The 25568-nt window shown below is 52.2% G+C and carries 26 protein-coding genes; 8 read left to right on the forward strand and 18 right to left on the reverse strand.

Annotated features, from left to right (window positions below; all coding sequences use genetic code 11):
- The first annotated feature begins 10 nt into the window (after positions 1-10).
- Positions 11-1483 (forward strand): fructuronate reductase, encoded by a 1473-nt coding sequence (locus EOS97_RS05500; protein ID WP_000437127.1) that lies wholly within the window; start codon positions 11-13, stop codon positions 1481-1483.
- 11 nt (positions 1484-1494) lie between these two features.
- A complete protein-coding gene (gene uxaC / locus EOS97_RS05505) occupies positions 1495-2907 on the forward strand; it encodes a glucuronate isomerase (protein WP_000190180.1) in 1413 nt (470 codons plus the stop codon).
- A 299-nt stretch (positions 2908-3206) separates the two neighbouring features.
- Here the strand turns inward: uxaC and EOS97_RS05510 are convergent, their stop codons facing one another.
- Positions 3207-4265: a methyl-accepting chemotaxis protein gene (locus tag EOS97_RS05510; RefSeq protein ID WP_000475247.1), complete on the reverse strand. Its 1059-nt coding sequence runs from the start codon at positions 4263-4265 to the stop codon at positions 3207-3209.
- Between the two features lie 668 nt (positions 4266-4933).
- Positions 4934-6790, reverse strand: coding sequence for a bifunctional glutathionylspermidine amidase/synthase (gene gss, locus EOS97_RS05515; protein WP_000033690.1), 1857 nt, complete (start codon positions 6788-6790; stop codon positions 4934-4936).
- A 226-nt stretch (positions 6791-7016) separates the two neighbouring features.
- Between gss and yghU the strand changes: the two genes are divergently transcribed.
- Positions 7017-7883 (forward strand): glutathione-dependent disulfide-bond oxidoreductase, encoded by an 867-nt coding sequence (yghU, locus tag EOS97_RS05520; RefSeq protein WP_000774851.1) that lies wholly within the window; start codon positions 7017-7019, stop codon positions 7881-7883.
- A gap of 67 nt (positions 7884-7950) precedes the next feature.
- On the opposite strand, the gene EOS97_RS05525 is transcribed toward yghU, so the two are convergent.
- From EOS97_RS05525 to EOS97_RS05590, 14 genes are all read right to left on the reverse strand, one after another.
- On the reverse strand, positions 7951-8661 hold the full coding sequence (locus EOS97_RS05525; protein WP_001220942.1) for a molybdate ABC transporter substrate-binding protein: 711 nt from the start codon (positions 8659-8661) through the stop codon (positions 7951-7953).
- On the reverse strand, positions 8661-9713 hold the full coding sequence (locus EOS97_RS05530; RefSeq protein WP_001032017.1) for an ABC transporter substrate-binding protein: 1053 nt from the start codon (positions 9711-9713) through the stop codon (positions 8661-8663). Before EOS97_RS05530 ends, EOS97_RS05525 begins: the two co-directional genes overlap by 1 nt.
- Before the next feature lie 75 nt (positions 9714-9788).
- On the reverse strand, positions 9789-10037 hold the full coding sequence (hybG, locus tag EOS97_RS05535) for a hydrogenase maturation factor HybG (RefSeq protein ID WP_000334887.1): 249 nt from the start codon (positions 10035-10037) through the stop codon (positions 9789-9791).
- 27 nt (positions 10038-10064) lie between these two features.
- Entirely contained in the window at positions 10065-10406 is a 342-nt protein-coding gene (gene hypA / locus EOS97_RS05540) for a hydrogenase maturation nickel metallochaperone HypA (RefSeq protein WP_000544945.1), read from the reverse strand.
- Entirely contained in the window at positions 10399-10887 is a 489-nt protein-coding gene (gene hybE / locus EOS97_RS05545; protein WP_000004951.1) for a hydrogenase-2 assembly chaperone, read from the reverse strand. Before hybE ends, hypA begins: the two co-directional genes overlap by 8 nt.
- Complete coding sequence (locus EOS97_RS05550; protein WP_001221962.1) at positions 10880-11374, reverse strand: HyaD/HybD family hydrogenase maturation endopeptidase; 495 nt, start codon at positions 11372-11374, stop codon at positions 10880-10882. Before EOS97_RS05550 ends, hybE begins: the two co-directional genes overlap by 8 nt.
- Positions 11374-13077, reverse strand: coding sequence for a hydrogenase 2 large subunit (gene hybC / locus EOS97_RS05555; RefSeq protein ID WP_000083044.1), 1704 nt, complete (start codon positions 13075-13077; stop codon positions 11374-11376). The genes EOS97_RS05550 and hybC overlap by 1 nt, the downstream gene beginning before the upstream one ends.
- On the reverse strand, positions 13074-14252 hold the full coding sequence (gene hybB, locus EOS97_RS05560; RefSeq protein ID WP_000017678.1) for a Ni/Fe-hydrogenase cytochrome b subunit: 1179 nt from the start codon (positions 14250-14252) through the stop codon (positions 13074-13076). The genes hybC and hybB overlap by 4 nt, the downstream gene beginning before the upstream one ends.
- Positions 14242-15228, reverse strand: coding sequence for a hydrogenase 2 operon protein HybA (gene hybA, locus EOS97_RS05565; RefSeq protein WP_001081721.1), 987 nt, complete (start codon positions 15226-15228; stop codon positions 14242-14244). Before hybA ends, hybB begins: the two co-directional genes overlap by 11 nt.
- A gap of 2 nt (positions 15229-15230) precedes the next feature.
- Positions 15231-16349 carry a hydrogenase 2 small subunit gene (hybO, locus tag EOS97_RS05570; protein ID WP_000145429.1) on the reverse strand — a complete coding sequence of 373 codons (1119 nt, stop codon included), beginning with the start codon at positions 16347-16349 and terminating at the stop codon, positions 15231-15233.
- Between the two features lie 189 nt (positions 16350-16538).
- On the reverse strand, positions 16539-16826 hold the full coding sequence (locus EOS97_RS05575) for a DUF2623 family protein (RefSeq protein ID WP_001059119.1): 288 nt from the start codon (positions 16824-16826) through the stop codon (positions 16539-16541).
- Positions 16827-16910: 84 nt separating this feature from the next.
- Entirely contained in the window at positions 16911-18554 is a 1644-nt protein-coding gene (locus tag EOS97_RS05580; RefSeq protein ID WP_001238435.1) for a methyl-accepting chemotaxis protein, read from the reverse strand.
- Positions 18555-18860: 306 nt separating this feature from the next.
- Positions 18861-19355: a TIGR00645 family protein gene (locus EOS97_RS05585; RefSeq protein ID WP_000439335.1), complete on the reverse strand. Its 495-nt coding sequence runs from the start codon at positions 19353-19355 to the stop codon at positions 18861-18863.
- Between the two features lie 278 nt (positions 19356-19633).
- On the reverse strand, positions 19634-20137 hold the full coding sequence (locus EOS97_RS05590; RefSeq protein ID WP_001084410.1) for an ESA_00282 family adhesion-associated protein: 504 nt from the start codon (positions 20135-20137) through the stop codon (positions 19634-19636).
- Positions 20138-20240: 103 nt separating this feature from the next.
- Between EOS97_RS05590 and EOS97_RS05595 the strand changes: the two genes are divergently transcribed.
- The 3 genes from EOS97_RS05595 to EOS97_RS05605 all read left to right on the forward strand — a co-directional run bounded on the left by EOS97_RS05595 (position 20241) and on the right by EOS97_RS05605 (position 22050).
- The gene (locus tag EOS97_RS05595; RefSeq protein WP_000936441.1) at positions 20241-20651 is read left to right on the forward strand and encodes a hypothetical protein; all 411 of its coding nucleotides are present in this window, start codon (positions 20241-20243) and stop codon (positions 20649-20651) included.
- The gene (locus EOS97_RS05600) at positions 20638-21042 is read left to right on the forward strand and encodes a hypothetical protein (RefSeq protein ID WP_000665656.1); all 405 of its coding nucleotides are present in this window, start codon (positions 20638-20640) and stop codon (positions 21040-21042) included. The genes EOS97_RS05595 and EOS97_RS05600 overlap by 14 nt, the downstream gene beginning before the upstream one ends.
- 123 nt (positions 21043-21165) lie before the next feature.
- Positions 21166-22050 carry an SDR family oxidoreductase gene (locus EOS97_RS05605; protein WP_000019032.1) on the forward strand — a complete coding sequence of 295 codons (885 nt, stop codon included), beginning with the start codon at positions 21166-21168 and terminating at the stop codon, positions 22048-22050.
- Between the two features lie 112 nt (positions 22051-22162).
- Here the strand turns inward: EOS97_RS05605 and exbD are convergent, their stop codons facing one another.
- Positions 22163-22588: a TonB system transport protein ExbD gene (gene exbD, locus EOS97_RS05610; RefSeq protein ID WP_001251476.1), complete on the reverse strand. Its 426-nt coding sequence runs from the start codon at positions 22586-22588 to the stop codon at positions 22163-22165.
- Between the two features lie 6 nt (positions 22589-22594).
- Positions 22595-23329: a tol-pal system-associated acyl-CoA thioesterase gene (gene exbB, locus EOS97_RS05615; RefSeq protein WP_000527859.1), complete on the reverse strand. Its 735-nt coding sequence runs from the start codon at positions 23327-23329 to the stop codon at positions 22595-22597.
- 251 nt (positions 23330-23580) lie between these two features.
- Between exbB and metC the strand changes: the two genes are divergently transcribed.
- Positions 23581-24768: a cystathionine beta-lyase gene (metC, locus tag EOS97_RS05620; protein ID WP_000130270.1), complete on the forward strand. Its 1188-nt coding sequence runs from the start codon at positions 23581-23583 to the stop codon at positions 24766-24768.
- Positions 24769-24907: 139 nt separating this feature from the next.
- The gene (gene yghB / locus EOS97_RS05625) at positions 24908-25567 is read left to right on the forward strand and encodes a DedA family general envelope maintenance protein YghB (protein ID WP_000268444.1); all 660 of its coding nucleotides are present in this window, start codon (positions 24908-24910) and stop codon (positions 25565-25567) included.
- Position 25568: the final 1 nt, after the last annotated feature.

Raw genomic sequence — 25568 nt, forward strand, 5'->3', positions numbered from 1 at the left:
GGAGTTTGCAATGGAACAGAATATCGCCACCGCCCAGGTTTCCGTCGCCCGCCCAAACTGGGACAAATCACGTCTGGTATCCCGTATTGTGCATCTGGGCTGCGGGGCGTTTCACCGCGCGCACCAGGCGCTCTTTACCCATCATTTACTGGAAAAGAGCGACAGCGACTGGGGCATTTGTGAAGTGAACCTGATGCCGGGTAACGACGCGCGGCTGATCGCGAACCTGAAAGCGCAAAATCTGCTGTACACCGTTGCAGAACGCGGCGCAGAAAGCACCGAACTGAAAATTATCGGTTCAATGAAAGAAGCGCTGCACCCTGAATTCGACGGCCATGCAGGGATTCTGGCGGCAATGGCGCGCCCGGAAACCGCCATCGTCTCCTTAACCGTGACCGAAAAAGGCTACTGCACCGACCCCGCCAGCGGCGAGCTTGATGTCAATAACCCGCTGATCCAAAACGATCTTGCCCATCCACAGCAGCCTAAATCCGCCATTGGCTATATTGTCGAAGCGCTAAACATGCGCCGGGAGCAAGGACTGAAAGCTTTTACCGTGTTGTCATGCGATAACGTACGCGAGAATGGTCACGTCGCGAAGGCTGCCGTCCTCGGCCTGGCAAAAGCTCGCGATGCCGCCCTCGCCGCATGGATTGCCGACAATGTGACCTTCCCCTGCACCATGGTTGACCGCATTGTTCCGGCAGCGACTGAAGAGACGCTACAGCTGGTTGCCGACCAGTTAGGGGTTTATGATCCTTGCGCTATCGCCTGCGAACCCTTCCGCCAGTGGGTCATCGAAGATAACTTTGTGAATGGTCGCCCGGACTGGGACACCGTCGGCGCGCAATTCGTTGCAGACGTCGTACCGTTTGAGATGATGAAGCTGCGTATGCTTAACGGCAGTCACTCTTTCCTCGCCTATCTGGGTTATCTCGGCGGGTATGACACTATCGCCGATACCATGACCAACCCGGCTTACCGTCGCGCGGCGCTGGCGCTGATGCTTGATGAACAAGCGCCGACGTTGTCAATGCCGGAAGGCACCGATCTGGAAGGGTATGCGAATTTGTTGATCGCGCGTTTCACTAACCCCTCGTTGAAACACCGCACCTGGCAGATCGCGATGGATGGCAGTCAGAAACTGCCGCAGCGTTTGTTGGACCCGGTACGTCTGCACTTGCAACAGGGCGATGACTATCGCCGCCTGACGCTGGGCGTCGCCGGATGGATGCGTTACGTCGGCGGTATCGATGAACAAGGTAAAACCATTGATGTCGTCGATCCGCTGCTAGCGCAGTATCAGGCGATTCATCAGCAATATCAGACGCCGGAAGAACGCGTTCGCGGGCTACTGGCCATCGAGTCTATCTTTGGCAGCGACCTGCCGAAGAACCACGAATTTGTGCAAGCCGTTACCGACGCTTACCAACAGCTATTGCAGAATGGCGCGAAAGCCACGGTAGAAGCGCTGGCTAAGTAAGGAGATAAATCATGGCTACGTTTATGACTGAAGATTTTCTACTTAAAAACGACATTGCCCGCACGCTGTACCATAAATACGCCGCGCCCATGCCGATTTATGACTTCCACTGCCATTTAAGTCCGCAGGAAATCGCCGACGATCGCCGTTTCGATAACCTCGGTCAGATCTGGCTGGAAGGCGACCACTATAAATGGCGAGCGCTACGAAGCGCAGGCGTGGATGAGTCGCTGATCACCGGCAAAGAGACCAGCGATTATGAAAAATATATGGCCTGGGCCAATACCGTACCAAAAACGCTGGGCAATCCGCTGTATCACTGGACGCACCTTGAACTACGCCGTCCATTTGGCATTACAGGTACGCTGTTCGGACCGGATACCGCGGAAAGTATCTGGACGCAGTGTAATGAGAAACTGGCGACGCCGGCCTTTTCCGCGCGCGGTATTATGCAGCAGATGAATGTGCGGATGGTCGGAACCACCGACGACCCGATAGATTCTCTGGAATATCACCGCCAGATAGCCGCCGACGACAGCATTGATATTGAAGTCGCGCCAAGCTGGCGCCCCGACAAAGTTTTCAAAATCGAACTGGACGGCTTTGTCGATTACCTGGGGAAACTGGAAGCGGCGGCAGATGTCAGCATTACCCGTTTCGACGATTTACGTCAGGCGCTCACTCGCCGCCTCGACCATTTCGCCGCCTGCGGCTGCCGCGCGTCCGATCATGGCATTGAAACGCTGCGATTTGCGCCGGTGCCCGACGACGCGCAGCTTGACGCCATTCTGGGCAAACGTCTGGCTGGCGAAACGCTGAGCGAACTTGAGATCGCCCAGTTTACCACGGCGGTGCTGGTCTGGCTGGGCCGTCAGTACGCCGCGCGCGGCTGGGTGATGCAGCTACATATTGGCGCGATCCGTAATAATAATACCCGGATGTTCCGCCTGCTGGGGCCGGATACCGGCTTTGACTCCATTGGCGATAATAACATTAGCTGGGCGCTCTCCCGTTTGCTCGACAGTATGGATGTGACTAATGAACTGCCCAAGACTATCCTCTATTGCCTGAACCCACGTGATAACGAAGTCCTGGCGACCATGATCGGTAACTTCCAGGGGCCGGGAATTGCCGGAAAAGTGCAGTTTGGTTCCGGCTGGTGGTTTAACGATCAGAAAGACGGGATGCTGCGCCAACTGGAGCAACTGTCGCAAATGGGACTGCTAAGTCAGTTTGTCGGGATGCTGACCGACTCCCGCAGTTTCCTTTCTTATACGCGACATGAATATTTCCGTCGTATTCTCTGTAACCTGCTGGGACAGTGGGCGCAGGACGGAGAGATTCCTGATGATGAAGCGATGCTAAGCCGTATGGTTCAGGATATCTGCTTCAATAATGCCCAGCGTTATTTCACGATTAAATAATCGCTATTAATCTGTGAGCACAGGTTTCAGGTATTTCAAGGGGCAGGAAGGCGGTAAGAGAGTGAGAAATTTAGCAGTAACGCATTTTTCCAGCCAAAGACTGGCCACCGATAAAAAGCAAAGAGGTTGCTGATTAATCCCGAATCACTTACTAAGGTAAGTGATTCGGGTAAACAAACACAGCCATCTTTTGCGTCATGCTTTTTTTCTCTGTCCGGAATAACTCCAGTGCAGAAAGTGTGATACATCAGTCCTGTTGATGATGGCTCCTGTTGGTTATACGGTAATAACTCATGACTTCACACTGTGGTTTCCTTTAATAAATCGACAGCCAGCATTTCCAGCTGGTTAACCACCTCATTACTGGATCGCTCCATTCTGTCGAGTTCTTGCGACATCGCATTCATATCGCCTGCGGCAAAATAGTTCAGCGCAGAGTGACCAGCGGTATGCACCTCTTTATGCGGCGCTTCCAGACTACGGAAACTGTAGTAGTTGCTAAACTGCTGCCCTTCAAAACCGTAGTACCATTTCCCCAGCCGACACTGATCGTGCATCGTTATTTTACTGTTTATGTCTTTATTTAAGAGTAATTTGTAGACTTCCATTTTCCAGATAACATGGTCAACTTTGACAATATTCAAAAACTGCACCGTAGAGATGTACTGCATGACCGATTTCATGCTCAGCGATTTATCGATGACGATGCCAATAGACTCCACAATTTGATTTATGTTAGTCGTAATATTATCAATAACCGGCTGTTGGTTATCCAGCACCTCACTCACTCTGGCCGTATTATCTTTGATTACAGAGGTTAACGTACTGACGCTTTTCGAACTGTGTTTAACATCTTCGGACAGGTTTTTCACTTCTTTCGAAATAACGCTAAAGCCACGCCCGGCATCTCCTACGCGCGCGGCCTCGATCGCGGAGTTAATCGCTATCAAATTGGTCTGGTTAGCGATCTTCTGTATCTCTTTAATACACGCATTAATTTGCGTTAAGGAGGTATTTAAGTCGCCCATACGACAGCCAATATCCGATGAAGTCGTGCCAATTTCGGTGATAAATTCCACGAGCGATTTTAATGAACTTCTGGCTTTATCATTCTGTTCGTTAAGTTCATTAATGCGTTCTTTTTCAATGTTGAGCTGCTCACAGGACTTAATGATGGCATTACGAATGATATCGATCGTCGAGATCCCCATCAGAATTTTTTGACACAGTATCCGCTCATAAGGCTCAGGAGTATCCACCACCACGTCAGATGCATTAGCGCCAGATTCTGCTGCTGGCGGCGGTATTTTTACAACATTATTATTCCAGTGGCGCAAGCCTAATACTTTTTTAAACATATACCATTCTCCTTATTATATGTGGACATCCTGATCTATGCCTGGATAAAGTATTATCAACTCATGCTAACATAATGAAAATCGGCTGTCATCTGCCATAACCATACGTTCACCAGAATAAGACAAAACGTCCACTAAACTTAAATAATTACAGAGTAAACTATTCAATAATACCATTAATAGTCATAATGGAAGTCGCTTCACTTTATACGAAAATATCATTCACAAGGCTGACAATAATAGTTGAATAATAATTAACTGCATTTACTTAGGTGTATCTATATCTCGTTCCGAAGATTGCAGACAGGGTTTAAACGCAAACTTTTGCGATAGAAAAATAACCTAACGTAAACTTTTTATATGACTAATAATGTCATTTGAACTCGTCAATATATTATGCTGTCCGTTTACCAACCAAACAGGCATGACCTAAATCCAAAGGGAGGGGGGCGGCGTAACCAGCCGCAAAAAGTATCGAGTAGTCGAAAATCAGGAAACGGATGCGCCAACGCGGCGAGCGTCACCGCCTGCGTCAGAAAAGTTAAGAATAATTTGTGATATTATTTCTCATATGTTACCAGTAAATGGCAAGCTGACAGCCGTTCGCTGGTAAACACAACAGGCGGGATATCGGCACCCACGCCGATATCCCGACGAGAATGACCCCGTTACGCTTTGATGACGATTAACGGTTCAATATCGCTCTCTTTTTTAATGACTAATGAATCATCGCCGCGCAGGCACGTACCGCCGTAGTTACCGCCCACGGTAAACGTACAGACCTGAATATACTTCCCGGCGACCTTCGGCAGGCACCACAACTGCTGATAGATATTTTTCTGCGTGGCGAACTTGCCGCTGGTTTTATCCAGGAGCTCTTCCTGATGGCTCACCAAATCAATATTACTACCGCAACGTCCGGCAATCGGTTTTACCGCATAGCCGGTCTGCACCAGCTCATCGTTAACGGTAAAATCCGTGTCGAGCAAATAGCGATGATGCGGGAAGAGCGACCACAGGATGGGCAGGATCGCTTTGTTACCCGGGATCACCGTCCACAGCGGTTCAAACACCAACACTTCCGGGCGCAGTAATACATCAATCAGCCGGACTTCATTTTCCGGGTGCCCGGTACGAATAGGCACTGCGGCATACTCCGTCTCGCTGACTTCGCGTATCTGCTCCATCGCCGTTTCCCACGCCCAGGTTTTCCAGACACAATTCACCAGCCGTCCGTCGCCATCGATCAACTGCCCGGCGTCATCCCAGCGCAACTCGCCCAGCCCGCGGAGAATTTTGCTCGCGAAACCAGCCTGATGCAGCGCCTGCTGCATAAACTGCGCGTGATAGTCCTCCTCGATATCATCATCCTGCATGATATGGACGAAAGGACGCGCTTTACTGTGTTTCCAGGCGCCTGCCAGCTCGTTAATTAAGCCCTCCGCCGGGTTATGCCCTTTACCGGTATAGCCCTGCTCAGCCCATTTTTCGAGAATTAATCCCGCTTCGGTATGGCATGATGCGGAATCGGCATTGTATTCATAGACTTTCAGCCCGCGTTCATCCATGCAGAAATCCATACGACCGGTGATCATATGGTGACGACGGCGCTGCCAGGAGAGGCGCAGACGCGGCCAAAGAATTTTGGGGATATCGAATAGCGCCAGCAGATTATCGTCTTTTAAAACTTTGTCCGTGGCGTGCAGGTACATCAAATGCAACTCATTGGTCGCTTTGATAAGCTCCTGTTCAGCGCTCTCGGTGATGGTAAAATACTGGTACGGGTCCTGATTGATAACGTGCCCGTTCGCCTGTACATAGGCTTTTTGTAACGGATCGCGCTCATCCAGCCACTGACCGTCAAACTGACCTTTCTCTGGCAGTCTTGCGCCGCGAATCGCCAGCGACTGATTCGCGATGTCAGGCTGTGACAAACTGTATTGCGTGTCGTCGGTCTGGATCATCCAGCCTAAAATCGTCGTGTCATCAAAGGTGTCGCGCAGGGTGTAACACCCGTTTTCTACGACCATTTCCAGTTCGCGAGTCCACTGCTGCCCTGGCGGCAATGGCGTGTGGATAACGTTTTGCTCAGCAATACGAATTTTGTTATCCAGGAGCTGGGTGATAATCGCAACGTGCCCGGTTTCGTTAAACTCGCCGCCCTTTTGCCAGATGAGCAGCGCCCCGGCCTCCGGCGCGCGCGGCGAACCGTTCGGGAAGGCCTGCAAAGGCAAAATATTGTCATTCACGACCTCGCGCAGAAAACGCAGCGAGAAGATTTCCCAGGCCATGCCGACGTCAGTAAAAACAACGCCATAATTCAGAAAGAGAAAACGGCGGGCAAATTCCACGCACTGCCATTTATGCCCCATGTATTCATCGTCGATGTAGCTACGAAAAGCTGCGTCGTCGTCGTCCCACGGATCGAGGGAATTGTAATCTGAAGAGTAGATCGCTACGCCGCCGGGGGCGTAACCCAATAATGTCCCGAAGGGGGCATCCTGACTGGTGGTTCCTTTGCTCATGCACTTACCTCAAAACAAGACCGCCTGAGCAGCCTGGCGTGATTTCGCTCTGATTGTCTGCTCTGTGACACTAACCGGACAGAGGTCGACATAATCATACACCTCAATAAGGCACACTGAGGCCAGAAGGTTAAAATTTCACTCGCCGGAATGTCCCAATCGGTTAAATGTCCGGTTAGCAAGCTGCTACACTGCTTCAACACCACCACTGTGAAGGCAGGTCAATATGGCAGATAATACTTATCAACCCGCAAAAGTCTGGACGTGGGATAAATCCGGCGGCGGCGCGTTCGCTAACATTAATCGCCCGGTTTCCGGCCCGACGCACGACAAAACGCTGCCCGTCGGCAAACATCCGTTACAGCTTTATTCGCTGGGGACGCCTAACGGCCAGAAAGTGACCATTATGCTGGAAGAGCTCCTGGCGCTGGGCGTGACCGGCGCCGAATATGACGCCTGGTTGATTCGCATCGGCGAGGGCGATCAGTTCTCCAGCGGCTTTGTTGACATCAATCCGAACTCAAAAATCCCGGCGCTGCGCGATCACTCACACAACCCACCGATTCGGGTTTTTGAGTCGGGCGCAATTCTTGTTTATCTGGCGGATAAGTTTGGCCATTTCCTGCCGCAGGATCTGGCTAAGCGCACAGAAACCCTTAACTGGTTGTTCTGGCTACAGGGCGCGGCGCCGTTCCTCGGTGGCGGTTTCGGTCATTTCTATCATTATGCGCCGGTAAAAATTGAGTACGCCATTAATCGCTTCACCATGGAAGCCAAGCGTCTGCTGGACGTGCTGGATAAGCAGTTAGCTCACCACCCGTATGTCGCGGGAGAAGAGTACACTATTGCCGATATGGCCATCTGGCCGTGGTTCGGCAACGTGGTGCTGGGGAATGTCTATGATGCAGCGGAGTTTCTGGATGCCGGAAGTTATCAAAACGTACAACGCTGGGCGAAACAGGTAGCCGAACGTCCGGCGGTAAAGCGGGGGCGCATTGTCAACCGGACCAACGGCCCATTGAACGAACAGCTTCACGAACGCCATGACGCCAGCGACTTCGAAAACCATACCGAAGATAAACGTCAAAGTTAAACCATAATGCCGGATGGGGTAGTAATGTCGTCATCCGGCATGGTATTCCCTGCTGACGCTTCGCTTATCAGTTCTGCGAGTGTGTCATATGCGGCGCTTCACTAAACCCATGTTGCATGAGAATCAACCTCGCCCGTGCTGACAGTAAAAAGTCGGCAAGCGTTTTTCCCTGCTCGCTCAGGCAGGCAAAGCCATATTCAGCCACGGGATTATAAGGTTCCGGGATATCAACCACTCGCAGCGAATTAACCTGCCGTAGCCTGGGAGCATAGCTGGCATAGCCGATAAAGATATCGGTGTAATCATGATTGATGAGCCATTCCGCCGCCAGCCGGCCCGCCGGTAACGGCAAAGTCTGTCTGCCGCCAACCAGCGCTACCGCGCGTTTTCGGACCGCTTCGCCCTCCTTGCCCATCCGCGAAAAAAGCTGTTGCGTATAATCGCCGGAAGGATCGCAACCTGCTGTTGAGGTGCCGATCCGCAGATCCCGCCGGGTTAACAGCGACAGCCAGTCCTCGCCTTCACGCATCGCCTGTGCCCGCACGCTCAGACACAAACGGTTCGTCGTAAAAGGCGCGACCCGCAGCGCCCGCCCGCTTTCCAGCAGCGCCTGCGGATGCGCCAGGTTCGCCGAAGCAAAAAAGTCGCACGCTTCGCCCGCTTCGATGCGTTCACGTAACAGCCCCGCCGGACCGAAATCACATACCGCATCCGCCTGAAACGCCGCCATTAGCTGCGGCCAGACGACGCGCAAGCTCCCCGCAGCCAGTATTCGCATTACTGTACGCCCTGATAGTCAGTACGGTAAAAACGTTGATACCAGTCGTTAGCGGCCTTTTGCATGTCAATATCGTGGAATTTTTCCGGATAGAGTTTTTTCGCCATCCACAGTTCGCCAATTCCCACCGCCTCCGGCATCGGATATCCCCAGGCTTTGGCATAATCCGGCATCAGGTAAACCCGATGATGCTTCACCGCGTCAATGACCTGCCACTGGGGATTGTGCAGGATCTCATTGACGACCTTTGGATAGCGATTCTGGACAAAGATCACCTGTGGATCCCAGGCGATCACCTGCTCCATTGTCACCTGCTTAAAGCCTTTCACCGAGGATGCCGCTACATTCAGCGCCCCCGCATGGGCCATCATCAGACCGGTATATTTACCGGAACCGTAGGTGGTCAACTCCGGATTCGCCATATAGGCGCGAACCCGCTCATTTTCAGGAACCGACTGCAAACGGTCGCTGACCATCTTGCGACCTTTATCCATCGCCTCAATCAGCGCTTTCGCCTCCTGCGGTTTATTGACGATATCGCCAATCAGCGTTATTCCTTCACGCAGCCCGCGATTATAAGCCTGCTCTTCATCGGCCAGGGTCGGGTTCATTTTAGCCTGCTCGCCAGCAACATCATGGCGCAGCGAAATCGCCACCACCGGAATGCCAAGACGGCTGATCTTGTCGATCATCTCCTGCGGAGCGTAATTCGTGACAAACACCACCTGCGGGCGCAGCGCCACCAGTTTTTCAGGATCAACGTGCGTTAGATCGCCCAGCGAGGCTTTTTGCGCCAGTTCCGGCGCCAGACGCGCATAGCCGTCGCCTAATTGCTGTTTCCAGTTCGCCATGACCCCAACGATTTTGTCAGTGGCATTCATCTGTACAAGGAGATTGAGCGTTTGATGCTGGAGCACCACCACTCTGTCGACGGTATCGGGAACCGTGACCTGGCGGCCAAGTTGATCGGTAAAAGTACGCGCCGCCTGTGACATTAACGGCCAGCAAAAAAGCAACGCCAGCAGAGAGAGCTGGCGCAAAAATTTATTCATAGGTTTCGCCCCATAATCGATATATAAATAATTATACAACGATTATAGAGCGATATAATAGAGGTGATTAAGGGATCACGCGCTGGTGATGTCGTACTCCATGCGGCGCAGCGCATCTAACGTGGCTTTCGCTTCGTCTTCGTCAATGATGCTCATCGCAAAACCAACGTGTACCAATACCCATTGCCCTATCAGATCGGCTGGCTTACCTTCACAAATCAGAGCAATATTGACATCACGTTTGATGCCACACACTTCCACCTGCGCAAGCTGGTGAATATCATCTCCGACGGCCAGCACCTGACCGGGGACGCCAATACACATAATTAACCACCTGAAATAAAATGCGGGTTATTCGACCTCAATACTTTTTACTTTCAACGAATCGCCGGTATCCACCCGCAGGCGATCGCCATGACAATGCGGACATTGCGCGTCATGCCTGAGAATTTCCACCACCTGACTGCAATCCCAGCACCAGGCCTGGGCCGGTCTGTAGTCGATGTGCAATTCGCACCCTTGCGCTAAAGTCCCCTGGCAGGCGATATCAAAGCTGAAACGAACCGCGCGCTCTTCAACGCACGAAAGCGCGCCTATCTCCAGCCATACGCCGGTGACGCGCGCCACGCCGTGCTGTTCTGCCTGCTGCTGAATAATTTCAACGGCGCTTTGGCAAAGAGACAGCTCATGCATTCTCACAGCTCCGACGGCCAAACAGCAACGCACGCCGGCTTGTCTGCGGCGCATCAGGATTGCTTACCGGCAGGGATAGCAGCATCCGCGCGCAGTCATCCGCCAGCCGGACGCCCTCTTCCGGCGACAGGCTACGGGAAAGCGGCGACATCAACGAGCAGGCAAGATATTGCGAAACGCCTTCCAGTTCGCCAACGGTAAACGTCATCGTGCCATAAGGCAGTTGCAGACCGAGTTTTTCACCGACGGTACGCCCGGGCCAGATCTGGTCCGGGCCAGGGAAGATTAATGCGCTTAACATCCACGGCGTAATTACCGTGCCCGTCCATTGTCCTTCAAACAACGTAAAATCAGAGACATGCACCGGCATAGTCGGATGCAGAAAAGAAAGATCGTGCATCGAACGATGGGCTATCTCTTCAAACGCCGCCTGAACCCGGGCGACGGGCGCCGTGTCGAATCCGGAAAACGTTTCAGACATGCGCCGTCTCCTTAGGAATTGCTTCGACGCCGGATTCACGCAGCGCAGCAAGAACCTGCTCAAGCGCAGGTTCAATCATCGCCTCGACGGTTGGCGTTAAGCCGATGTGCGGTTCCAGCGACTGTGGAATAACGCCGACCAGGGTCAGTTTCTTCGGAAACTCGCCGGTAAAGCGGAGGGCCGACAATACGTCGGCCAGTCCAAGCTGATGGGGGGAGATTTTGTTGGTGAACAGCGCTGGAACTTCATCGTCGCGCAGTACCATAATGGTTCCCGGCGCGTTCTTTTTCGACACGATGGCGTCGGCAATGATCAAATGATCCCGACTCGCCATATCGCCAAGAAGTTCCATTCCCGCCGTACCGCCATCCAGAATCTCAACGAAATCCGGCAGGGTGTATCGTTGCTCTAACGCTTCAACAATACGCACCCCGATGGCTTCATCGGTCAGCAAAATATTGCCGACCCCTAAGACTAATATCCGCATTACAAAACCTTCACCGAGACCACTTCATTGCCATCGGCGTCCACCACGTGTACCGCGCACGCCATGCAAGGGTCGAAGGAGTGGATGGTACGTACCACTTCCAGCGGCTTCGCCGGATCGGCGATCGGCGTACCGACCAGCGACTGTTCGTACGGCCCCACGTCATCGTTGAAGTTACGCGGACCTGAGTTCCAGGTCGATGGCACCACTGCCTGATAGTTACTGATAATGCCGTCTTTAATCACCATCCAGTGAGACAGCATACCGCGCGGCGCCTCCAGGAAGCCCACGCCTTTGAACTCGCCCGTCGCCGGAATGTTCGGCTTAACAAACGTGGTGTAATCGCCTTTGCCGATATTTACAATCAGCGCGTTGTATTGATCCTGCAATATGTTTTGCAGTTCACAACAGTGAACGGTACGCCCGATGATACGACCCAGCGTAGAGTGAAGTTGCGCCATTTCCAGCGTTTTACCGGTCAGCTTCTGATAAAGCGCAATGATTTCATTGAGCTTGGTCTGGGTGGATTCACGACCTGCAGCCAGTTTACACAGCATGTTCGCCAGCGGCCCGACTTCGACGGTTTTGCCGTAGAATGTCGGCGACTTGACCCATGAGTATTTACCGTCATCCGACCAACCGTCGTAAGCCGGGATCGTAGTGCCTTCCCACGGCGCCTGCGGCGCTTCATCTTTGTACCAGGCGTGCTTCGCGCTCTCCTGAATACCTTTAATCAGGAATTCGTCGGAGTGAGAGGTGATCGGACGGTATGTCGACAGATCGGCATTGGTAATGTAACCGCCCGGGAACAGGAAACTGCCGTTTTTACCGTCGGTCGGGAATTCCGGCGCGCTCAGGTAGTTCACCGCGCCTTTGCCGCGCTCCAGCCATTCCGGATAGTAGGCCGCGATGACTGCGGTATCCACTTTATACACCTGCTCGACAAAATCGCTCAGCTTATCGATAAACGATTTGATGTACATCAGGCGTTCAAGGTTCAACGTACCGATACTGTCGAGATTGATCGGGTTCGCCACCCCACCGACCGCCAGGTTCTGGATATGCGGCGATTTACCGCCCAGCAACGCCACCACGCGGTTAGCGTCACGCTGACATTCCAGCGCCTGCAGATAGTGGGCGACCGCAATCAGGTTGACCTCCGGCGGTAACTGCATTGCCGGGTGCCCCCAGTAGCCATTGGCGAAAATACCTAACTGACCGCTGGCGACAAGATCCTTGATCTTGTTCTGAACTTTCGTGAACTCTTGCGCGCTGTTCAGGTGCCAGCTCGACACGCCATCCAGCATCGCAGAAGCTTTTTCCGGATCGGCTTTCAGCGCAGAGGTAATGTCCACCCAGTCCAGCGCAGAGAGCTGGTAGAAATGGACAATGTGGTCATGGGTGGTATGCGCCGCCAGAATAATATTACGGATATACTGCGCGTTGACGGGAACATCAATATTCAGCGCGCTTTCTGCCGCACGAACGGAAGAGATCGCGTGAGTTGTCGTACAAACGCCGCAAATACGCTGCACAATCATCCACGCATCGCGCGGATCGCGGTTCTTCACAATCTCTTCCATACCGCGCCACATGGTGCCGGACGCCCATGCTTTGGATACGACGCCGTTCTCAATTTCGCAGTCAATGCGTAAATGACCCTCAATACGGGTTACCGGATCAATAGTAATTCTCTGGCTCATGCTTTGCTCGCCTCATGACGATTATGATCGTTTTGTTTTAAAGGAGGAAGTATCGGCAGTAGACGAATGAGTACGATGTATGCACAAATCTCAATAGCCACAAAACCAATAGAAATCAACAATTCTTCCCAGGTTGGGAAGTAGTGGTAGCCGCCACCCGGGTTGAATGCCACCAGCGAATAGGTCAGACGCCACGTCGCGCAACCCAACAGCGCGCTCAGCGCCGACAGGTACAGCATACGAGAGTCATTACGCAGTTTCGCCACACGCAGTACCACTAACGGGAAGACCATCAGGACGACTTCAATCCAGAACATAGCGGAGTAAAAATCGCCGGCAAACGCATAGGACAGCTTGTCGCGATAAATCAGTTCGCCAAAGCGCAGGACGACGAAAATCGCCAGCAGCACGCTGATGGTATTCGTCAGCTTAACAAACAAATTTTTCTCATCCGGACCGTTTCCTTTCAGGCCAGCCTGAACCAGCGAACCCTCAAATATGACAATAGAGAAGCCCATGATAAACGCGGTCAGAACCGAGAACAGCGGCAGCATTTCATAGCTTTGCCATAGCGGATGCACTTTATAGCCCGCCGAGATCATCAATGACCCCATTGAGGACTGGTGCATCGTCGGCAGCAGCGCGCCCAGCGCGATAATAAAGAACATCACCTTATTCAGACGCTTGAGCGACACTTTCCAGCCCAGACGTTCAAACAGGGCAGGCGCAAACTCCAGCGCCATCACGCCGATGTAGATGGTCATACAGACCGCCGTCTCAAACAGTACCGAGTTCACGTTGAAGTGACCTGGAATGTAGAAGTACGGCAGGTTCCAGTAACGACCGACGTCGATAGTGATCGACAGGCCGCCCAGCGAGTAACCAAACAAGCTTGCCAGCAACGCCGGGCGCACCAACGGATGGTATTGCCCACGGTTAAAGACATACACCGCCCATGCCAACGCCCAACCGCCGCAGGCAAAGCCAGTGCCGATCAACAGGTCAAAGGCAATCCAGACGCCCCACGGGAAACCGCCGTTCAGGTCGGAAACGGAGCCCAACCCGAAGACCAGACGCTTCACGATAAGGAGCATACACAGGACGATTAACGGTCCAAAAATAATGACCGGTTTACTGATGATTTTTCCGCCCAGCGGTTTTGGATCATGACTCATGATCGTCTCCTCCATCGTGATGGTCGTTTTTGCTATTACGACGAACCAGCACGGTTAAGCCCGCCAGCGCAGCCAGGGGTAGTATCATGCCTTTATAAAGCGTGTGTTGAACATGCTCGGAGCGCGCTCCGGTTGAAAGGTCATCCAGCTTCGGCAGATCCAGATCTTCATAAGGAACGCCTGTCAGCACCAGCACCTGAGTACCACCGCCCTCTTTTTCACCGTAGAGGTGTGGGTAGTATTTAGGCACCGTATGCAGATAGGTGTCGTCCGTTTTCAACGTCTGGCGCGGATAGTGATATTCACTGCCTGGTTTGAGGGCCAGACGTTTTTTCGCTTCCGCCATCAGCTCTTCACGAGTACCGAAAATGACGGCCCCTGCCGGACAAACTTCCACACACCCAGGCAAACCGCCTTTATCCAGACGCTCAACGCCTTTCTGGTTACACAACTCACACTTGTGAAGCGCGCCAAACGGGTTGTTGTAGTCGTACTTAGGTACGTTGTACGGGCAGGCGACCATACAGTAACGGCAGCCGGTGCAGACATCTTTGTCATAGTGGACGATGCCGGTTTTCGGATCTTTTTTCAGCGCCGACACCGGGCAAACGGAAACGCAGTTAGGATCGACGCAGTGCATACACTGTTTCTTGATGTAGGCATAGCCGTTCTCTTCCTGATCTTTGTTCACGCCCGTACCGCTACGCCATACCTGAATAATGTTATTGGTATACGGCGACAGCTTGTCGTTGTTCGACCAGGTCTGCTCCCCTTCCGGGTTACGCGCCGGGAAGTTGATATCCTGACACTTTGTGACGCAGGCCTGACAGCCCACGCACAGAGTGGAGTCATACAGCATACCCAGCGAACCTGGAATCGGCGGACGGTTTTCTGCAGCCGCATGGCTGACAGACGGCGCGGCGCCCAACAGCAATGCTCCACCGGAGGCTGCTTTAATAAAGTCACGTCTGTTCACGGTTATTCTCCCCGTGAGTCAGCGTTATCTTTCTTTTGCTGACGCCCCAGTTCACGTACCGCCATCACGCTGACGCCGGCAACCAGACCGACTACGCCGCCAAGCAGACCGACAGCGCCCGCAGAGATATTGCCGCCTTCTTTCATATTGACGTCAGGTTTCTCTGAACGCGGAGTTTGGTTTTCGACATGAGCAAGCTGGTGAATGCCCTTATGGAAGCCGATACCTTCTTCGTTACAGCCATAGCAAGGATGACCGATCGCCACTGGCCAGACGCCGCCAACGTCACAGAACTGTAACGTAGAACAGTTGCCCCAGGTTTCCGGCCCTTTACAGCCAAGATGGTAGAGACACCAGCCCTGACGGTGGCCTTCGTCGCCAAATTCTTTGGCAAAACGGCCTGCGTCGAAGTGTGGACGACGTTCGCAATGCTCATGAATCAGACGGCCATAGGCAAAGGTTGGACGATTTTTCGCATCCAGCTTCGGCGGCGTGCCGTAAGTGATGATATGCGCGACGGTCGCCAGGAAGTTATGCGGGTTTGGCGGACAACCTGGAATATTGATAACCGTTTTGCCCGGTAAGACTTCCTGCAGACTGACAGCGCCGGTTGGGTTTACGCCAGCCGCAGCAACGCCGCCCCATGCCGAGCAGGAACCGATAGCGATAATCGCGGCTGCGCCATCAGCGGCTTTGCGGATGTGATCCACGATCGGCTCGCCGGCAACCATGCAGTAGATACCGTTATCTTTTAGTGGGATAGAACCATCCACCACCAGAACATATTGCCCTTTATACTTCTCCAGAGCGTTATGTTTGTTTTCTTCGACCTGGTGACCGAATGCGGCGGAAAGCACCTCGTGGTATTCCAGAGAGATGGTCTCCAGAACGAGGTTTTCAACGGTTGGGTGTGTAGCACGAAGCAGTGATTCGGTACAACCGGTACACTCCTGAGCGCCAATCCAGATAACGGGCGGACGCTGTGGATTGGATACCGATTCTGCCATTTCTGCGGCGGCTTTGCTACTGAGCCCCATAGTAGCGGCCAGTGCTGCACAAAGCTTCATGAAATCACGACGGTTAATGCCGTGAGAAGTGATGAGAGTATTATCTCCAGTCATTTTATAGTTATTCCGTTACGAAGACCTGGCTTTTATTTTGCACTGTTCGCGAAGAAGTTATTGCGATCGGTACGCCATTTACCACACTTTTTTTATGGTTATGTGCGCCATAATACTTCGACGGAACAGTAAAACGAAGGGAAGAGGCGATAGTGTAATTAATTAAAGCAAGATAATACCCCTGTTGGATCAACCTTCGAGTCGATAACCGGCCATAAAGAAGCGAACCGCCATCCCGGAATGATTCTCTTTAAAGAAATCCATCACCATTTCTTTATCCAGACCATAGCGACGCGTCAGAATTCCGGCCTCCCACGCGCTAAGTTGACGATCGCCGGTCTTTTCGAACATACGGTGTGTAAAACCCAATACAAAGCCACGTTTATACTCAGAACAGAAATTCACCGCATGATGCGCGCTATATGCATAAGGCGCGTGCAACCCGGCCATTAACCCTTTCCCAAAATGATTATTCATCTGACCTCCTTAGTCGCTATATAATAAATTATATAGCGACTGGTTAAATGAAGGCCAGCGCATTACGCGCTTTTTTGCTTCACATCAGAAGGAAACCCATTCATCAGTAGACTGTGCGGGAGCCGACGCCATTCGCTGAACGCCAGGCGCCGCTTTCGCCGTTACGCATTGTTGCGGCTCACTAGCGGAAAGCCGGAACTGCTGTACGGAGCGTTGCAAATCCTCCGTCTGCCGTTCCAGCGCCGCCGCCGCCGCGGAAACCTGCTCAACCAGCGCGGCGTTTTGTTGCGTAACGCTATCCATTTGCGTGATCGCCACGCCAACCTGAGAGATACCTTTACTCTGATCTTCGGAGGCGGATGCGATCTGTTTCATAATCGTCGTCACTTCCGTGACGCCGCGCAGGATGGCTTCCATCGTCGCGCCCGTCTCCTGGACCAACTGCGCGCCCTGCGCTACGCGACGTACCGATTCGCCAATTAAGGCTTCAATTTCTTTCGCCGCCCCCGCGCTGCGGCTGGCCAGGTTACGTACCTCACCGGCGACCACCGCGAAGCCGCGTCCCTGCTCGCCCGCTCTGGCCGCTTCTACCGCTGCGTTCAAGGCCAGAATATTGGTCTGGAAAGCAATACTATTAATCACGGTAGTAATTTCGGCGATCTGCTGCGAACTGGCGGAAATACCGTTCATTGTTTCTACCACATCGGAAACCAGTTCACCGCCTTTTCCTGCCGTTAGCGAGGCGGCATCCGCAAGCTGACTCGCCTGGCGAGCGTGTTCGGCGTTCATTTTTACCGTTGCGGTAAGCTGTTCCATGCTGGCGGCAGTTTCTTCCAGCGCGGCGGCCTGTTCTTCCGTTCGGGAAGAGAGATCGTTATTACCGGTAGAAATTTCCGTCGCGCCGCGCCAGATATTGTCGCTTCCGGCGCGGATCGTACTCACGGCTTCGCGTAAACTGTCCTGCATCGCGCGCAGTAGCGGCACCAACCGGCCTACGCAGTTACGCCCCAACGCTTCAATCGGCTGGCTAAGATCGCCTTGCGCGATACGCTGAAACTGCTGACGGATGCGCTCCAGCGGTTTCACCATCATTGCAACCAGATAGCGATCGGTAAAAATCAGGATAGCAATGCCCAGAATCACCGCCGTAATAAGCAGGATGCGGATGGTATAGGTTTTACCATCGACCATCACACGTGTGTTATCCAGCATGGCGCCAGCTTCATGACTAAACCGTTCCGCGCTGGCGCCGAACGCGCGACTGAGTGCGGGCGTGACCGTACTGGCATGTTCGCTCCAGGCGGTTAGCGATCCTTGCTGCGCCAGTTGCATTTGAGGAACGACGCCTTTCTCCAGCAAGGCCTGCCAGTTGGACAAGACCTCCCTTGAGATATCAGGGTTCATCGGCCCTGGCGATAGCGCTTTCATCTCCTCCAGCTTCTGACGCATATTCTCGAGCGACTGCCGGGCGGGCGCAAAATCGGGCGTGCCGCCGCCGATTTTTACATCCATCGCGCGGCTAAGGCGGGTAACAAAGCGGAAATATTGATCGTTACCCTGGCTTAGCACCGTCATTTGCCGCACAAGATGCCGGTCAATATCATTTCCTTCCGAAACTTCGGATAAAGCATGGACGCTGTATAACCCCACCCCCGACCAGAGTAGACAAAAAAGTCCCAGTATCGTCAGCATGACCATACGAATAGTAAAGTTTTGCAGCAAACGCATATGAATTTCCTTGCTGAATATAAGAGATTAGTCATCTGATGATGACGCACTCTCGTTATCGGCAAGGCGCGGAGAATATATAATGCATTCTCCATTTTTTTACAGTTATCGCCGTTTACGTACCCGCAGATGTTATATATCTGTGAACGCAGAGAAAATCTTTTAGTCTTATTACTGAGTAAATGAATAGATGTAGTAAAAATATTGCGTAAGGCTGCAGGGAGGCGGTTATCCGCCGTTAAAGAAGCGCTGTTTTACAGCCGGGCTCAGCATCCTTTGCCCGACTGCCCCGCCGTGGACGGCGGCTCAATGGTTATGTCGCGTCAATCTGTCCAGATAGCCCATCACGAACGCCGACAGGACAAAGGTCAGATGGATGATGACATACCACATTAATTTGTTATCCGGGACGTTTTTCGCATCCATAAACACGCGTAACAGGTGAATGGAAGAGATAGCGACTATCGATGCCGCCACCTTATTTTTTAGCGAAGTCGCATCCATTTTCCCCAGCCAGTTCAGCTTCTCCTTGCCCGCAGAGATATCCAGCTGAGAGACAAAATTCTCATACCCGGAGAACATGACCATTACCAGCAATCCGCCGACCAGCGTCATATCAACCAGCGATAACAGCACCAGAATCAGATCGGCTTCCGCCAGGGCAAAAACGTTCGGCAGAACGTGTAGAATTTCCTGGAAAAATTTTAGCGCTAAAGCGATCAGCGCCAAAGAGAGGCCAAAATACACCGGCGCGAGCAGCCAGCGAGACGCATACATTACATTTTCAAGAAAGCGTTCCATAGGGACCTGTCAGGTAACTAAAACCAGCAACAGTATATCTCAACCATGCAACATCAGATCAACATGCAGTTAAGAGCCTATCCCACCAGGCGTTATTGGCGCAGCCAGTTTGGACACGGACAGCGCGCAAAAACCGGAGCGTACACGTAGTACGTGAGGTTTGACTCGCTACGCTCGCCCTTCGGGCCGCCGCTAGCGGCGTTCAAAACGCTAACGCGTTTTGGCGAGCACTGCCCAGGTCCAAAATGGCAAGTAAAATAGCCCTAATGGGATAGGCTCTAAATCTCATCCAGTTTAACCTGTGGGCGCTGATATTCCGGCCATACCAGCGCGACCAACGCCGGGTAGGCTTCAAGACTGAACTCACGAAAACACTGGCGTAAATTCAGGACGTCCAAATCCGAATACGGCACCTTTTCTCCGTTCAGACAACGCTTCTTAATATTGTCGTAATACTTATAAACGGCAGAGTTAAGGTCGCTGCAACGACGCTGTGCGTCAAATAATCCAGGCGTTTCATTCAACTCAGTCATTGTCATTCGTTTTATCGTTGCATGAAGGAAATCGATATATTCATGGTTAACGCGCCAGTACCATACCGGCGTTATCGAATTCATTAATACTGAGAAATGATCTTCGCCCTCTTCCTTTGTCATGGGTTCAGTTTGATTTAAATTTACGACTTTTCCACCAGGACGTTTTTTATTAACCTCCCACATCAGGAAGAGTATCGCGCCGGTCAGTAATAGCAATATAATAACAGAATAAAAAATACTGTTCATAGCAGGCTCCATTTTTTTTGATTTTAAAATTACGCCATGTTATTGTCAACGAAACCTACACTATTAAAAATAGTATACCACTGATCGTAAAGGATATTTAGTCATGCTTCCTGAGCATCTGGTTTCCTCTCATTTTCGCCTGTCATCGCCGCCCCCTGAAGCCACAGAAAACAGTAAAAATTTGCCTAAGGGAAAGACAAAACTCAGCGATTTCGAGCCCGATATTTTAATTAGCGCTAACGCTGCCGGGCAACACAGAAACGTATTATTTGAAGAACGCGACCGTCATATTAAAGAACGTCTGTATTGTGTGGCTAAAATTGAAACGTTTGCCCGCCTGATAAACGCACTACAGGCAGAAGGCGATATTGATGCCCAAACGCTAAGTAAAATACTGGCGGATAAAACCGCAATGATAAATGAAAAAGGCAATGCCATTTGGCTTAATTTAATCACTCGCGAAACCAATATGCCGCTATTTTATTCACTGGAAGATAAAGATGAAAGAAGTTGAAGACAATAACGTTTATTTGGCTTTAGACAACCATAAAAGTGATGAATTTATCTTAAAGCAAAATCTTGCAGCGCTAATCGCCAGTAAAAATGCCACCCTGGAAAAGGTAACGCAGGAGGTGGTATCCATACCGGCGGCGTTAGTGCGCCTGAAGTGGCAAAACCGACGGGAGATGTATGCGTTACAGGTCAAAGAGGAGATTTATGGCGCGACCATCAATGCCATTATCGAGCAGCATCCTGAATTACGAGACAAAATTATGTCTCGTCTTGAAAGTGACTGGCAGCATCTGCTGGCTCGCGAGACGGCAACCTTACGTCTGATGCGTAAGCTTTCCGATGGCGACTACCGGACGCGCAACGTCACCACCGTCGCACGGCAAGAAAAATAACCTTCATGGCTAGTTAACTCTGTTGTGAATACGGGCGAAGCATAAGGATCGTTCTGATTCTCCCTCTTACGGTAGTAAAAGTGTCTACGCTTAAAGGGTGTTCAACCTGAAGGGAGAAGCTCAATGTCTCATCTATACGACCCTACCACGCAGTATTACACCGGCGAGTATCCTAAGCAAAAACAGCCGGCGCCCGGCGTCCAGGCGAAAATGACGCCTGTTCCTGACTGTGGTGAAAAAAGTTATGTCGGCAGTGGTCGCCTTAAAGATCGTAAGGCGCTGGTGACAGGGGGCGACTCCGGGATTGGGCGCGCTGCCGCTATCGCTTACGCGCGTGAAGGCGCAGATGTCGCGATCAACTATCTGCCAGCGGAAGAAGAGGACGCCCAGCAGGTTAAAGCGCTGATTGAGGAGTGCGGCCGTAAAGCGGTGTTATTGCCAGGCGATCTTAGCGACGAATCTTTCGCCCGTTCGCTGGTCCATAAGGCGCGTGAAGCGCTGGGCGGTCTGGACATTCTGGCGCTGGTGGCCGGTAAACAGACGGCAATCCCGGAGATAAAAGATCTGACCAGCGAGCAATTTCAGCAAACCTTCGCCGTTAACGTTTTTGCCCTGTTCTGGATAACCCAGGAAGCGATTCCGCTGCTGCCAAAAGGCGCCAGTATTATCACGACGTCGTCTATCCAGGCGTATCAGCCCAGTCCGCACCTGCTGGATTATGCGGCAACCAAGGCGGCAATCCTCAATTACAGCCGTGGCCTGGCGAAACAGGTGGCGGAAAAAGGAATTCGCGTGAATATTGTCGCGCCTGGCCCTATCTGGACAGCGCTGCAAATTTCCGGCGGTCAAACCCAGGATAAAATTCCGCAGTTTGGTCAGCAGACGCCAATGAAGCGGGCCGGCCAACCGGCAGAGCTGGCGCCGGTGTATGTCTATCTGGCAAGCCAGGAATCCAGTTACGTTACCGCAGAAGTGCACGGCGTGTGCGGTGGGGAGCATTTAGGCTAACGCATGAAGTCGATTAAGATGGCGCACTTCTGTTACGCAAGGCGCCATCTTAGGCAATAAAAAAGCCGGGTGGCGACTTCGCCTTACCCGGCCTACAGCATCAGCAGAATACTTATTTCGCTTTCGCGGTCTCTTCGCCGACCAGACCAATCTTGAGATAGCCCGCCTGATGCAGCATATCCATCACTTTCATCAGGGTTTCATACTCTACGGTTTTATCCGCGCGGAAGAAAATCGTAGTATCCTTTTTCCCTTCCGTCAGGGCCGTTAGCTCGGCAATCATCGTATCATCCGTCACCGGATCGTTACCGATAAACATGGTGTTATCCGCTTTCACCGACAGATAAACCGGTTTTTCCGGACGCGGCTGTGGCGTACTGGTAGAAGCGGGCAGATTCACCTTGACGTCTACCGTCGCCAGCGGCGCAGCCACCATAAAGATAATCAGCAGAACCAACATGACATCGATAAACGGCGTCACGTTGATTTCATGCATTTCGCCGTTGTCATCCAGGTTCTCGTTAAGACGCATTGCCATGACGCATTACCCTACCCGTAATTTCTGCGCGGCGCGTACCGGCTGCGCACTGGCGCTCGCATTCAGATCAAGATCGCGGCTTTGCAGCAGCAATACCTGCGCCGCCACGTCGCCCAGCGTTGCTTTGTAACTGCCTATCTGACGTGCGAAGATGTTGTAAATGACGACCGCCGGGATCGCGGCTACCAGCCCAATCGCCGTCGCCAGCAGCGCTTCCGCAATCCCAGGAGCAACCACCGCCAGGTTGGTGGTCTGCGTTTGCGCAATACCGATGAAGCTATTCATAATGCCCCATACGGTGCCAAACAACCCGACGAATGGGGAAATGGCGCCGATCGTCGCCAGATAACCGTTGCCTCGTCCCATGTAGCGGCCAACTGCCGCGACGCGACGTTCCAGACGGAAGCCGGTACGTTCTTTAATCCCTTCGTTATCTTCGCTGCCCTGAGAGAGTTCCAGTTCATTCTGCGCTTCATTGATGAGCTGTGCGCTGAGGCTTTTTGCGCTGAAACCTGCCGCAATGTCGGAAGCCTGATCTAAGGAGCGCGCATCGGCTAATTGCAGTTGTTCGCGCTTTAAGCGGCGCTTTTGAGTGAAAAATTCAACGCTTTTACTGAAGAAGATAGCCCAGGTGACGACTGACGCCAGAATCAAACCAATCATCACGCACTTCACGACAATATCAGCGTGCTGATACATGCCCCAGACGGAAAGATCCGTCTGCATCAAATTATTACCCACTCTGTATCTCCAGGACGCAAATCACAAAATCTGAGCATAATAATATCAAAACAACGTCGAATTGATAGTCGTTCTCATTACTATTTACATACTGCCGCACCTTTACTGCTTTTTCTTTGCGCTTACGCATTAAAAAAGCCACCTGTTTTTATTTTGGCAAAATTTTCATCTGTATCACACGTCGCCAGGGTGCAGATGGTTATATTCATGCTAGTTTAGACATCCAGACGGTTAAAATCAGGAAACGCAACATGACGGATAAACAGTTGGATACCAAACTGGTAAACGCAGGACGCAGCAAAAAATACACGCTTGGCTCAGTGAATAGTGTGATTCAACGCGCTTCTTCACTGGTGTTTGACACCGTCGAGGCCAAAAAACACGCTACCCGCAATCGCGCCAACGGCGAATTATTTTACGGACGCCGGGGAACGCTGACCCACTTTTCACTCCAGGAAGCCATGTGTGAACTGGAAGGCGGCGCCGGATGCGCGCTCTTCCCGTGCGGCGCGGCGGCGGTCGCCAACACCATTCTGGCATTCGTTGAGCAGGGCGACCACATCCTGATGACCAACACAGCCTATGAACCCAGCCAGGATTTCTGCAGCAAAATTCTCGGCAAACTGGGCGTGACGACAAGCTGGTTCGACCCGCTCATCGGCGCTGATATCACGCAACATATTCAGCCGAACACGAAAGTCGTTTTTCTGGAATCCCCCGGTTCTATTACCATGGAGGTACATGATATTCCGACCATTGTCAGTGCGGTCAGACGCGTCGCGCCAGAAGCCGTCATCATGATTGATAATACCTGGGCGGCTGGCGTTCTGTTCAAAGCGCTGGAGTTCGATATTGATATCTCTATCCAGGCGGGCACTAAATATCTGATTGGTCATTCTGATGCGATGGTCGGGACTGCCGTTGCAAATGCGCGCTGCTGGGAACAATTGCGGGAAAACGCCTATCTGATGGGGCAAATGCTCGACGCCGACACGGCTTATATGACCAGCCGCGGTCTGCGCACACTCGGTGTCCGACTGCGCCAGCATCAAGAAAGCAGCCTCAAAATCGCCGCATGGCTGGCGAACCATCCTCAGGTCGCGCGCGTTAATCATCCGGCCCTACCGGGTAGCAAAGGTCATGCCTTCTGGAAACGAGACTTTACAGGCAGCAGCGGTCTGTTCTCCTTTGTGCTCAATAAAAAGCTGACCGAGGCAGAATTATCAGCCTATCTGGATAACTTTTCGCTGTTCAGTATGGCCTACTCCTGGGGAGGCTACGAATCGCTGATTATTGCTAATCAGCCGGAACAGATCGCCGCGATTCGTCCCGCAGGCGGCGTAGATTTTACCGGTACGCTGGTTCGGGTGCATATTGGTTTAGAGAGTGTTGATGATTTGATCGCTGATTTAGCCGCCGGCTTCGCCAGAATTGTGTAAAGTTGCCGGGGATGGACATATATGCAGACAATTTCCGTGGAAAAGTCTGCGTTTGTTGCGTCCGGGATCAAGGCATCCCGGACGATTCAGGAGTACAATAGGCGAATAAAAGCATAAATGCTGTTCCACAGGAAAGTTCATGGCTGTCATTCAAGATATTATCGCTGCGCTCTGGCAACATGATTTTGCCGCGCTGGCGAATCCACACGTTGTTAGCGTCGTCTACTTTGTCATGTTCGCCACGCTATTTTTAGAAAACGGTCTGCTGCCAGCGTCATTCTTACCTGGCGATAGTCTGCTGCTACTGGCAGGCGCGTTGATCGCCCAGGATGTGATGCATTTTTTGCCGACGATTGGCATTCTCACCACCGCGGCCAGTCTCGGCTGCTGGCTAAGTTATATCCAGGGACGCTGGCTCGGTAATACGCGTACCGTCAAAGGCTGGCTGGCGCAGCTTCCGGCAAAATATCATCAGCGCGCCACCTGCATGTTTGACCGCCACGGTTTGTTAGCGTTGCTTGCCGGGCGCTTTCTGGCGTTTGTCCGCACGCTGCTGCCAACAATGGCGGGTATTTCCGGCCTGTCCAACCGCCGGTTTCAGTTTTTTAACTGGTTAAGCGGCCTGCTGTGGGTGACTGTCGTGACCAGCTTCGGCTACGCGCTCAGTATGATCCCGTTTGTTAAGCGCCATGAAGACCAGGTAATGACATTTTTAATGATCCTTCCCGTCGCGCTACTGGTCGCCGGACTGTTAGGTACGCTGGTCGTGGTGATTAAAAAGAAATACTGTAACGCCTGAC

This window comes from Salmonella sp. SSDFZ54, assembly GCF_004010735.1.
Taxonomy (GTDB): Bacteria; Pseudomonadota; Gammaproteobacteria; order Enterobacterales; family Enterobacteriaceae; genus Salmonella; species Salmonella enterica.

Coding starts and splice junctions, on each gene's coding strand:
- exbD (WP_001251476.1), bottom strand. CDS start 22,588: ATGGCAATGCGTCTTAACGAGAACCTGGATGACAACGGCGAAATGCAT.
- EOS97_RS05575 (WP_001059119.1), bottom strand. CDS start 16,826: ATGAATAATCATTTTGGGAAAGGGTTAATGGCCGGGTTGCACGCGCCT.
- uxaC (WP_000190180.1), top strand. CDS start 1,495: ATGGCTACGTTTATGACTGAAGATTTTCTACTTAAAAACGACATTGCC.
- EOS97_RS05600 (WP_000665656.1), top strand. CDS start 20,638: ATGAAAGAAGTTGAAGACAATAACGTTTATTTGGCTTTAGACAACCAT.
- EOS97_RS05510 (WP_000475247.1), bottom strand. CDS start 4,265: ATGTTTAAAAAAGTATTAGGCTTGCGCCACTGGAATAATAATGTTGTA.
- yghU (WP_000774851.1), top strand. CDS start 7,017: ATGGCAGATAATACTTATCAACCCGCAAAAGTCTGGACGTGGGATAAA.
- metC (WP_000130270.1), top strand. CDS start 23,581: ATGACGGATAAACAGTTGGATACCAAACTGGTAAACGCAGGACGCAGC.
- EOS97_RS05500 (WP_000437127.1), top strand. CDS start 11: ATGGAACAGAATATCGCCACCGCCCAGGTTTCCGTCGCCCGCCCAAAC.
- hybE (WP_000004951.1), bottom strand. CDS start 10,887: ATGTCTGAAACGTTTTCCGGATTCGACACGGCGCCCGTCGCCCGGGTT.
- EOS97_RS05530 (WP_001032017.1), bottom strand. CDS start 9,713: ATGAATAAATTTTTGCGCCAGCTCTCTCTGCTGGCGTTGCTTTTTTGC.
- hybC (WP_000083044.1), bottom strand. CDS start 13,077: ATGAGCCAGAGAATTACTATTGATCCGGTAACCCGTATTGAGGGTCAT.
- EOS97_RS05590 (WP_001084410.1), bottom strand. CDS start 20,137: ATGAACAGTATTTTTTATTCTGTTATTATATTGCTATTACTGACCGGC.
- hybO (WP_000145429.1), bottom strand. CDS start 16,349: ATGACTGGAGATAATACTCTCATCACTTCTCACGGCATTAACCGTCGT.
- EOS97_RS05580 (WP_001238435.1), bottom strand. CDS start 18,554: ATGCGTTTGCTGCAAAACTTTACTATTCGTATGGTCATGCTGACGATA.
- EOS97_RS05525 (WP_001220942.1), bottom strand. CDS start 8,661: ATGCGAATACTGGCTGCGGGGAGCTTGCGCGTCGTCTGGCCGCAGCTA.
- EOS97_RS05595 (WP_000936441.1), top strand. CDS start 20,241: ATGCTTCCTGAGCATCTGGTTTCCTCTCATTTTCGCCTGTCATCGCCG.
- hybG (WP_000334887.1), bottom strand. CDS start 10,037: ATGTGTATTGGCGTCCCCGGTCAGGTGCTGGCCGTCGGAGATGATATT.
- EOS97_RS05605 (WP_000019032.1), top strand. CDS start 21,166: ATGTCTCATCTATACGACCCTACCACGCAGTATTACACCGGCGAGTAT.
- hybB (WP_000017678.1), bottom strand. CDS start 14,252: ATGAGTCATGATCCAAAACCGCTGGGCGGAAAAATCATCAGTAAACCG.
- hypA (WP_000544945.1), bottom strand. CDS start 10,406: ATGCATGAGCTGTCTCTTTGCCAAAGCGCCGTTGAAATTATTCAGCAG.
- EOS97_RS05550 (WP_001221962.1), bottom strand. CDS start 11,374: ATGCGGATATTAGTCTTAGGGGTCGGCAATATTTTGCTGACCGATGAA.
- yghB (WP_000268444.1), top strand. CDS start 24,908: ATGGCTGTCATTCAAGATATTATCGCTGCGCTCTGGCAACATGATTTT.
- EOS97_RS05585 (WP_000439335.1), bottom strand. CDS start 19,355: ATGGAACGCTTTCTTGAAAATGTAATGTATGCGTCTCGCTGGCTGCTC.
- gss (WP_000033690.1), bottom strand. CDS start 6,790: ATGAGCAAAGGAACCACCAGTCAGGATGCCCCCTTCGGGACATTATTG.